A 9,526-nucleotide genomic window follows, 5' to 3' on the forward strand; every position below is an offset into this window, starting at 1 on the left:
GTGAAGGAGAACACCTTGGGGTCACCGGTCGTGCCGGTGGCACCGAGCCGAGGCCGGCTGCGGCCGCTCGGTCTCGACGAGGTCCGGATCACCGGAGGGTTCTGGGCCCGGCGCCGGCACACCAACGCCACCGCCACACTCGGGCACTGCCGCGACTGGATGGAACGCGTCGGCTGGACCGGCAACTTCCGGGCCGCCGTCGAGGGGCGCGTCCCTCGTGACCGGCGGGGGAGGGAGTTCGCCGACTCGGACGTCTACAAGCTGCTCGAAGCCATGGCCTGGGAGGGCGGACACGACACCGACGTGGCCGCGCTCGCCGAGACCATCGCCCCCGCCCAGGAGGCCGACGGCTACCTCAACACCGCCTTCGGCCGTCCTGGCCAGCAGCCCCGGTACAGCGACCTCGAATGGGGTCACGAGCTGTACTGCTACGGACATCTGATCCAGGCGGGCGTGGCCCAGACCCGGGCGCGCGGCGAGGGAGAACTGGCGAAGACCGCCCGCCGGGCCGCCGACCACGTGTGCGCCACCTTCGGCACCGGTGGCATCGAAGGCGTCTGCGGACACCCGGAGATCGAGACGGCCCTGGTCGAACTGGCCAGGGCCACCGGGGAACAGCGCTACCTCGAACAGGCGAGGCTCTTCGTCGACCGCCGCGGACACCGCACGCTCGCCGACCCCGAGTTCGGCCGCGTCTACTACCAGGACGACCAGCCCGTCCGCGAGGCCACCGTGCTGCGCGGACACGCCGTCCGCGCCCTCTACCTCGCCGCCGGAGCCGTCGACGTCGCCGTGGAGACCGGGGACGACGACCTGCTCGCCGCGGTCGTTCGACAGTGGGAGACCACGGTCGCCCGCCGCACCTACCTCACCGGCGGCATGGGCTCGCACCATCGCGACGAGTCCTTCGGTGACGACTTCGTCCTCCCGCCGGACCGCGCCTACTCCGAGACCTGTGCCGGGGTCGCATCCGTGATGCTCAGCTGGCGGCTGCTGCTCGCCACCGGCGAGCCACGCTTCGCCGACCTGGCGGAGCGCACCCTCTACAACGTGGTCGCGACCTCCCCGTCCGACGACGGCCGGGCCTTCTTCTACGCCAACACGCTGCACCGGCGCCGCCGTGGCACCCTGCCCCCGTCGCAGGCCGAGAGCCCGCGCGCCGAGTCGAGCCTGCGCGCGCCCTGGTTCGCGGTGTCGTGCTGCCCCACCAACGTGGCGCGGACCCTGGCCGTGCTGCCCGCGTATCTGGCGACAGCGGACGACCACGGCGTCCAGCTGCACCAGTACGCGGACGCGGAGATCGCCACCACCCTCGCGGGCGGCCACGGTGTCGCGCTGAGGGTCCGTACCGACTATCCGTCCGGCGGGACCGTCACCGTCCGGATCAGCCGGTCCCCGGACCACCCTTGGACCCTGTCGCTGCGCGTCCCCGCGTGGACGACGGGCGCCATCGCGCGGCTGGTCGACCCGGACGGCGCCCGTCGCGCCGTCACCGTCGGCTCCGCCGAGGTCACGCGTCTCTTCCGGCCCGGGGACGAGATACGGCTCGAACTGCCGATGGCCCCCCGCTGGATCGAGGCCGACCCACGCGTCGACGCGGTGCGCGGCACGGCCGCCGTGCAGCGCGGGCCCCTGGTGTACTGCGCCGAGTCCGTGGACCTTCCGGACGGCCGGGACGTCGACGCCGTACGCGTCGACACGTCCACCGCACCGGCGGACGGCCCGGACGACACCGTTGTCGCGCCCGGTGAACTCGCCGCACCGGGCGAGACGCCCGACGCCGCATGGCCGTACGGACCACCCGACCCGGCCGCCGCTCCCGCCGCCGAGCCCACCGGCGTGGTCCTGGTGCCCTACCACTCCTGGGCCAACCGAGGGCCCTCGACGATGCGCGTATGGCTGCCGACGATCGCACCGCGGACCTAACCGTGGACCGAACCGTGGACCGAACCCCCACGAGGTGGCCGTGCGCCGCCCCCTAAGGCGGGGAGTCGTGGCAGAACCCTGGCCGGAGCACCCGCCCCGGGCCGCCTGGCCGCGCGCGCCCCCGCCTCACCGCCGCGGCGGAAACTTCGGCGCGCAGCTCGCTCGCGCCGGGTCTCCCGCCGACACCGGACTGCCGACGCGCCTACCGCGCCACAGCCACCGTTCTTCCCCGAGCGTGAGCCGGACCCCGCGTACACGGACTACTACGAGCGGGGCCTGACCAGCCACATCCCGGAACGGGGGTTCCGCGCGTTCTCCTTCTACAAGGACCGCGCCCTGCGGGGCGACCTCAGCACCTCGATCCGTCCCGAGAGCCGGCCGCGGCACTTCAGCACGCACGGACTGACCCTCGTGCCGTTCTTCGTCGGGGACGACACCCAGGGGCTGTTCACCCGGACCGAGCGGGACGCGGTCGTCGCCGCCGCGGTCCGGGCGAACCTGAGGAACCGAGGACTCAGCGTCGTACGAGTTCGACCCGGTACGTCGTCGTCCGTGATCCGTCCTCACCGGTCACGGTGACGACGGCCCAGGTCCGGCGGGACTCGCGGACCTTGTCGACCGTGACGGTCGCGTAGGGGTCGCGCGCCGTCGCCGTGACCGCGGCACGGGCCGGATCACCCGTGACGACCCGGTAGCCGGTCGTCTCGGGGTCGAAGGAGGCGACCGGGACACCGGCCACCTCGATCGACGCGGCGGCGGCGTCCGAGGAGACACCGGGCGTCCTGGCGTACAGCTCGAGCTCGCTCATGGTGATGTAGCCGCCGGGGCGGGCGGTCATGACCAGGCGCACACCGGTGGCCGGCCCCGCGTCGAGCGGTACGTCGATGACCGGGGTGCCCTCCGTTCCGACCGCGATGTCCCCGCTCGCGTCGACCCAGGTGCCGTCGGCGGCGCCGCGCACCTGCGCCTTGAGGGTCGTGGGGAAGGAGACGTTGCTCCCGTCGCGGTGGAAGTGCGCCACGACCCGGTCGAGGTCGCGTGCCGCAGGCAGGGTGTAGGTGATCGTGTCGGACGGGTTCTTGGTTCCCGACCTCCAGTTGGACCAGGCCTTCTCGGAGGTGTCGCCGTTGCGCAGGCGCTCGGCCGAGTAGCCGCTCTCGGTGAACGTGGCCGCGACCGAGACGCCGGCGTCCGGCGCGATGTTCGCCTCGGCCGGTTCGGTCACCTGCACGCGCACGGTCGCGTCGGCCGTGCCGCCGTCGACGACACGCGCGGTGCCGCGCAGCGTCACGACGCCGGTCGTGTCGAACGCCCCGTCGGGCGCCGGGTCCCAGGTCACCGGGAGGTCGGTGCTGCCGCCGTGCCTGCCGACGCCGACGACCGTGTCGGGCAGTCGCGGACTCCCGCCCACGTAGGTCTTGGCACGGCCGGGGAGGGTCGAGGCGATGGTGTCTACGGTGACGACCGCCTTCGCCCGGATCTCCCGGCCCAGCGGATCGGTCGCCTTCCCCGTGACACGTACGGTCCCGGGGTGACGCCACTTGCCGTCCGCGGGCACCTTCCACACCACGGGAAGGGAACCCCGGGCGCCGTCCCGGTACACCGGCGTCACCGTCTCGGGAAGGTTCGGCGGCAGGCCGGGCACCGTGAACACCTCGGCGGGCTCGGTCCGCAGCACGGTCTCGTCGGCGACGGTCCAGCGCTGGTTCGCCGCCGAGGTCGGGGTGTACGTCGACACCCGGGCGCCGTCCGCGGAGGACTGACCGCTCACGTCGAGCAGGCGGCCGGTGGCGGCGTTGACGAACGTCCAGGTGCCGTCGCCGGTCGTCGACATGATCCACTGTGCCGCGGCGTCGGGCGGGCCGTCCGCCGCGTCCTCGAGAACCGCCTGGTTGTCGCGTACGGCGAGCGTCTTCGCGCTGCCGGCACTGGTGAGGGCGTAGCGCTCACGGTGATCACTGCCGCGCGTCAACTGCCGTACGGACCAGAGCTGTTGTGCGCTACTCGGGTCGGTCGTGCGGATGACGGCACCGCTGCCGTCGTCCGACGGGGCGAGCGACTTGCCGCTCTGCGTACCCTGCAGCCGGTAGACGTGGCCCGGCTGCACGAGGGCGGCGTCCTTCGCCACGCCGCCGACCCCGTCGACCAGGAAGGTGGTGACCGACTTCGCGGGGACGGTGAGGGTGGCCGACCGGTCGGTGACCCGGACCGGGGTGCCTCGTACGAGTGCGCCGTCGGCGCTGGTCACCACGGGGGTGACGGAGGCACGGGAACCGACCTTGCCGAAGCGCGAGAGGTCGAGGGTCACGGAGCGCGCCGACGCGCCGCCGTTCACGTGGACCACGGTCGCGGCCCGGCCGGACTTCCTGACCGCCGCCACGCTGGACGGGTCGTCGGTCTTGACGAAGTGGTCCCCGGGGCGGATGTAGTGGGTGAAGTTGCGGATGGTGTGGAACTTCGAGTTGGCGCGGATCGGACAGCTCTCCAGGGTGTCCTCGGCCGTGCAGTTGAACGGCACGTGGATGCTGCCCCAGTTCTTGCCGGCCGCGGCCTGGGGGATCGAGTCCTCGACCGGCTGCCAGAACACCCAGGCTGAGGGCTCCAGTTCCCGCATGTCGTCGACCATCCGGGTGGCGATGCCGAGCCCCGGTTCCATGCTGGTGAAGTCGGTGCCCGTGCCCCAGGTGCCCTCGACCTCACTCATCCACAGCTTCTTGTCCGCGCCCTTGGCGATGTCCCGGGCGCTGGTGCGCTGGCCCGTGCCGTAGGTGTGCACGTTGAGCTGGTCGACGGCGGTACGCGTGGCGGCGTCGTAGGCGTTCCAGTTCTGGGTGAAGATGCCGGGGTTGGTCTCGTCCATCGCCGAGATGTCCGCGTCGGTCTTCGCGCCTTCGAGCGCCTTGTCCAGGGCGAGGATCACCTTCTGCTGGAGGGCCGGCCCGGCGTGCGCGCCCTCCTGACGCCCGCCCGTGGGCTGGCCGTCGGCTCCCAGCTGGGTGCCCCAGTAGGTGGTGTTGGGCTCGTTGAGCGGGTCGATCGTGTCGAACTCGATGCCGTGCGCCTGCTCCAGCCGTTCGCTCACGCGCACCAGGTAGGAGGCGAAGTCGTCGACGCGGTCGGTGCGGATCTGGTCCGCCCCGGAGTCGAAGCCGCCGGAGACATAGCCGCTGACGGTCTGGAACCAGGGCGGCGAGTTGCTGAACGCCTCCCACTTGGTGACCTTGTCCTTGACCTGGTCGAGCCACCACCGCTGTCCGGCGTCGGCGTTCCAGTCCCAGTGGTCCGGGTTGTTCGGGTCCCACCAGTCCATGTCCTTCCGGGTGGTCCCCTCGGGGGCCTTCCAGAAGCCGTCCATGGTCGCGCCGGCCTTCATGTAGTCCTTGCGGACGTCGGGGGCGTTGCCGCCGCCGATGTTGTAGCGCGCGATGTTGAGGGCCAGTCCGTCCTCGCCGAACAGCATGTCGACGAGCTGTCTTCGGATCGGCTCCGGGTAGCCGCCCGTGGCGTTGGCGAACCAGACGAGGCTCGTGCCCCACCCCTCGAACTCCTGCTGCTGGTACGACGGATCGACCCGCACGGTGACCGTGCTGAGCGGCGGCGTGTCGGCGGCGGCGTCGGGGGCGGTGACCAGAGCCGCGCCGAGCACCAGCGGAACTGTTGGCGTCAAGGCCCGGACGACGCGATGTCGACTGGACATGGAACTCCCTTCCATGACACGGAGGCACAGAATCGACCAGAAGCGATCGAACTCAAGGCATGCTTGACGACAGAAATGAACACGTCAAGACAATGCGCAGGCAACAAAAAAGGCACGCCCCGGGGCCGGCGGAGACCGACTGCCTCTCCGTTCGCCGGCACCGCCCGGGGCGTGCCCTCTGTCCGCCTTGCCTTGGCCCGGCTCAGTCCTGCCTGGGCGCCGCCTGCTGTACCACCTCGAAGGACCACAGCGTCGCGTCGCTCGCCGCGGGCTTCGGCCGCTCACCGCCCGCGGAGCCCCCGCCGTGCGCCGCCTGGCCTCGCCCGGACATCCAGTTCTGGAAGTCCTCCTCGGTGCGCCAGCGCGTGTAGACGAGGTAGGTGTCGGTGCCCTCCACCGGGCGGAGGAGCTCGAACCACTCGAACCCGTCCGAGCCCTCCACGCTGCCCGCGCGCGCCGCGAACCGCTTCTCCAGCGTCTCGCGCTGGTCCTCGGGAACCGTGAGTACGTTGATCTTGACGATGCTCATGTCGTCCATTCTGTAGCACGGGCCGCCGGCACCGGACGCGCGGACGCCGGCGCAGGACGCGCGGGTGTCGGCACCGAACGCGCGGCTGCCGGCACCGGACGCGCTGCCGTCGGCGCCGGCAGCCGCCGGACCGGCGGGGGAGGCCGGCACGGCGGCCCGGGCCGTCACGCGAGGAGGTGCGGCCCGGCGCGCCGTGCCGTCCGGGCCGCCTCGGCTACGGGGTCCACTTGATGTTCGGGTTCACCTGGCCGGTCCAGTTGAAGATGGCCATGTTGTCCCAGCCGTTGCCGCTGTTGTTGATGTCGGCCGGGTCCCAGCCGTTGCCCGGCACCGCGTACCAGGTGGGCTCCCAGTAGAAGACGCCGATCGCTCCGGCGTTGCGGGCGGTGTTCTGCACGGCGGTGAAGTTGGCTGCCTGGCCCTGCCAGGAGAGCGCGTAGCCCGAGCATCCCGAGGTGATCGAGTTGCCGGTGCTGTCCGCGTTCGCCGAGGTGAACGGGTACGCCGTCTCGGCGATGACCACGTCCTTGCCGTACCGGGACTTCATGTCGGACACCACGCTGCCCATGTTGGCCAGCGTGCCGTGCCAGGGGCAGTAGTACGACAACCCGGTGATGTCCCAGCTGACGCCCTTCGCCTTGATGCCGTCGTAGAACCAGCGTGCGTGCGCGTCACTGTCCGAGTTGGCGGTGTGGATGATCACCTTGGTGCCGCTGTTGCACGCCTTGGTCGCGTTGTACCCCGACTTGAGGAGCAGGCTGAGGTTGGTGAAGTCGTTGTTGACCACCTTGCCCTCGTCCCACAGCATCCCGACGTTGATCTCGTTGCCGATCTGCACGCTGTCCGGTGTGGTGCCCTGGGACTTGAGGCTGTTGCAGACGTCGTACGTGTAGTTGTAGACGTCCGTCTGCAGTTGGTTGATGTTGTGGCCGGACCAGGCCGCGGGCTTGTACTGCTTGCCGGGGTCGGCCCAGGTGTCGGAGTAGTGGAAGTCGACCAGCAGCTTGAGGCCCTTGGCTTTGACCTGCTTGGCGTACGCCAGCACCTTGGCCTTGTTGTTGTAGCCACTGGCGGGGTTGTTCCAGACCCTGAGGCGGACGTAGTTCACCCCGAGGCCCTTGAGGATGTCGAGCGGGTCCTTGGCGGTGCCGCTCGCGTCGTAGTACTTGGCGCCGAGGTCGAGGGCGCGCTGGGCGGTCGAGACGTCGGCGCCGAGCATGCTGAGCGTGCCGGCGGCGGTGGCGGTCGTGGGTGTGGTGAGCAGGGACGCGGGCAGGGCGACGGCTGCCATGAGCAGGGCGGCCTTCACTGCGCGGCCTGGACCTTTCACGGTCATCCCGAACTCCTTTGATCGAGACGTGCGCGTCAAGTGTCGGCTTGACATGCGCATGTAGCTGGTTCCGTGAACGTTCACAGTAGGGGAGGTGTCAAGTGCTGTAAATACATGTGTCGGCGTGATTTCGTCCAGGTGGCAGGGGTGCGCGCCGAGTCAAGGGAATGGGTACGTGCACAGCTCACCGCACAGCGCACCGCACAGTCGCCCGTGCAGCCCGCCGTGTGTGAGGTGGACGGCGAGTGCTCTGGCCTGATTGACCATCAGTTTCCTTGTTCTGCAAGGTTGTTCGAGTCATGCTGTGATCCACCTGTGGATTCCTGTGTTTCATGGAGGACCGTCCGTGCCGCTCAACCCCCCACCTGCCGCACGTCCGAAGAAGCGACGAAGACTGGCCGTCGGAGCCCTGGTCACCGCGTTGTTCGGCCAGTTGCTCGCCGGGACCGCCGCCGCCGCACCCCCGGACCGGACGCCGTCACCTGGGCGAATAGCGTGGGAGCCCTGTCAATCGCCTTCCGGCGAAGGCTCCTTCGAGTGCGCCTCCATCAAGGTCCCCGTCGACTGGAGGCGGCCGCGCGGCGCCACCATCGACCTGGCCCTCGCCCGCCACCTGGCCACCGACCCCGACCGTCGGATCGGCTCGCTGCTGATCAACCCCGGCGGCCCCGGTGGCTCCGGCGTGGACTTCGCCCTCACCGCCCCCGAGTCCTTCTCGCCCCAACTGCTGGAACGCTTCGACATCGTGGGCTTCGACCCGCGCGGGGTCGGCCGCAGCAACCCCGTGAAGTGCGACGCGGACCGGGTGGCCGACCAGGGGGCGCTGCTCTACCCGGACAGCGCCTCCTCCTTCGCCGCCCTCCGCGAGGCGAACCACGCGCTCGGCGAGAACTGCCGCGACCTCACCGGACCGCTCGTCGACAACATGGACACCACGAGCGTCATCCGCGACATGGAGACGATCCGCGCCGGCCTCGGCGAGAAGCGGATCAGCTACTACGGCGTGTCCTACGGCACCGGGATCGGCCAGCAGTACGCCGAGCGCTACCCGCACCGCGTCCGCGCGATGACGCTCGACTCCAACATGGACCACAGCCTGAACCCGTGGACCTACCAGAAGACCGAGACCATCGCGATGGAGGAGTCGTACGGCCAGTTCGCCGACTGGTGCGCCCGCACGGCGTCCTGTGTGCTCCACGACCGGGACGGCCGGGCCCTGTTCGACTCGCTCTACCGGCGCGCCGCCGCCGGTGAACTGGTCCTGCCCGGCGACCCGCCCTACACCTTCACCACACAGGACCTGCAGGGCCTGGCCTTCGGCTACATGTACGACCCGGCCTCATGGTTCCAGTTCGCCGAGGAGCTCGCCTACCTGGACGCCCCCGACGCCGCGTCAGGCCGCCTGGTCGGCAAGCGCGGCGAACCCACCGAGTTCGGGTACCTCCCGGTGATGTGCCAGGACTACGACTTCGACCTGCCGTCGTACCGCACCCTCGCCCGCTTCGAACGCGGACTGGCCCGCCTCGCTCCGGTCACCCGGCTCAGCTCCCTGGCCTGGAGCGACCTGACCGGCTGCCAGAACTGGCCGACCGAGGTCACCAACCCGCCGCACCGCCTGCATGTCGACGGCACCCCGCGGATCCTGGTGACCAACAGCCGTTACGACGTGGCAACCCCGCACTCCTGGGGCTCCAACGCGGCCCGCCAGATCGGCCACGAGGCGGTGTTCCTCACGTACGACGGCGTGGGCCACGGCGACTACTGGCTGAGCCCGTGCGCTCGGGACGCCATCGACACCTACCTGATCACCCTGAAGACCCCCCGCAGGGGCACGCACTGTCCCGCGGTCTGGCCGACCGGACCCTCCGCTCAGCGCCAGTCGCCCAGCGGTGGTCTCGTCAACCCGCTGCCCGACCTGCTGGGCACGGGAACACGCCGCTGAACCACGACGCGGCCTGAACGACACGACACCGAGGGGGGTGCGGCTCCGATCCATCGGAGCCGCACCCCCCTCTCACGTCCGTCCGGGGGGGGGGGGGGGGGG

Annotated in this window: 5 protein-coding genes; 2 read left to right on the top strand and 3 right to left on the bottom strand. The window is 70.7% G+C overall.

Annotated features, from left to right (window positions below; all coding sequences use genetic code 11):
• Complete coding sequence (locus tag AQJ84_RS08350; protein WP_030044714.1) at nucleotides 1–1,926, top strand: glycoside hydrolase family 127 protein; 1,926 nt, start codon at nucleotides 1–3, stop codon at nucleotides 1,924–1,926.
• Between the two features lie 514 nt (nucleotides 1,927–2,440).
• Here the strand turns inward: AQJ84_RS08350 and AQJ84_RS08355 are convergent.
• The 3 genes from AQJ84_RS08355 to AQJ84_RS08365 all read right to left on the bottom strand — a co-directional run bounded on the left by AQJ84_RS08355 (nucleotide 2,441) and on the right by AQJ84_RS08365 (nucleotide 7,488).
• Entirely contained in the window at nucleotides 2,441–5,623 is a 3,183-nt protein-coding gene (locus tag AQJ84_RS08355) for a glycoside hydrolase (protein ID WP_030044713.1), read from the bottom strand.
• A gap of 202 nt (nucleotides 5,624–5,825) precedes the next feature.
• Entirely contained in the window at nucleotides 5,826–6,152 is a 327-nt protein-coding gene (locus AQJ84_RS08360) for an antibiotic biosynthesis monooxygenase family protein (protein WP_030044712.1), read from the bottom strand.
• Nucleotides 6,153–6,366: 214 nt separating this feature from the next.
• Nucleotides 6,367–7,488, bottom strand: coding sequence for a glycoside hydrolase family 53 protein (locus tag AQJ84_RS08365; protein WP_107082749.1), 1,122 nt, complete (start codon nucleotides 7,486–7,488; stop codon nucleotides 6,367–6,369).
• Nucleotides 7,489–7,828: 340 nt separating this feature from the next.
• On the opposite strand from AQJ84_RS08365, the gene AQJ84_RS08370 reads away from it, so the two are divergent.
• Nucleotides 7,829–9,424, top strand: coding sequence for an alpha/beta hydrolase (locus tag AQJ84_RS08370; protein WP_078632395.1), 1,596 nt, complete (start codon nucleotides 7,829–7,831; stop codon nucleotides 9,422–9,424).
• The last annotated feature ends 102 nt before the right edge of the window (nucleotides 9,425–9,526 follow it).

Origin of the sequence: Streptomyces resistomycificus, from assembly GCF_001514265.1 — a bacterium.
GTDB classification, from domain to species: domain Bacteria; phylum Actinomycetota; class Actinomycetes; order Streptomycetales; family Streptomycetaceae; genus Streptomyces; species Streptomyces resistomycificus.

Excerpts from the sequence above, each read along its gene's own strand:
- AQJ84_RS08355 (WP_030044713.1), bottom strand. The coding sequence starts at position 5,623 with ATGTCCAGTCGACATCGCGTCGTCCGGGCCTTGACGCCAACAGTTCCG.
- AQJ84_RS08360 (WP_030044712.1), bottom strand. The coding sequence starts at position 6,152 with ATGAGCATCGTCAAGATCAACGTACTCACGGTTCCCGAGGACCAGCGC.
- AQJ84_RS08365 (WP_107082749.1), bottom strand. The coding sequence starts at position 7,488 with ATGACCGTGAAAGGTCCAGGCCGCGCAGTGAAGGCCGCCCTGCTCATG.